The following is a 497-nucleotide window of genomic DNA, read 5'->3' on the forward strand; positions in this document are numbered from 1 at the left end:
ACCACCGTGCCATCTACGATCGCGTAGTTGACTGTATCGCTCAGGGTTACCGTTACGTCATCGCCATCTTCATCAGAGGTTTCGAAGGTCGCAACGACAGCCCCTTCAACGGCACTGCCGTCATCTTCCACAAAGGCATTGGTACTGGTAATTTCTACTTCTGGCGCATCATTGACTGTGCTAACCACTGGCGTCGCTGAGTCTGGCTCACCGTCAACCATACCGTCATTAGGCGTCAGTGTGAATTCTGGTAATGCTTCACCGCTGTTTACAAGCGCTGCGCCGGCTTCTGTTAGCACCACCGTGCCATCTACGATTTCGTAGTTGACTGTATCGCTCAGAGTAACGGTAACATCATCACCGTCTTCATCTGAGGTAGTAAAGGTAGAGACTTCTGCTCCAGCAACCGCACTACCATCGTCTTCCACAAAGGCATTGGTGTTGGTAATAGTCACTTCTGGCGCATCATTGACTGTGCTAACCACTGGCGTCGCTGA

The 497-nt window shown here is 51.3% G+C and carries 1 protein-coding gene; it reads right to left on the reverse strand.

Going from position 1 to position 497, the window contains the following annotated elements; genetic code table 11:
* A partial coding sequence (locus OW492_RS16990; protein ID WP_290041726.1) for a hypothetical protein occupies positions 1-497 on the reverse strand: 497 nt, incomplete at both ends.

The organism is Psychromonas sp. 14N.309.X.WAT.B.A12 (assembly GCF_030397575.1).
GTDB lineage: Bacteria > Pseudomonadota > Gammaproteobacteria > Enterobacterales > Psychromonadaceae > Psychromonas.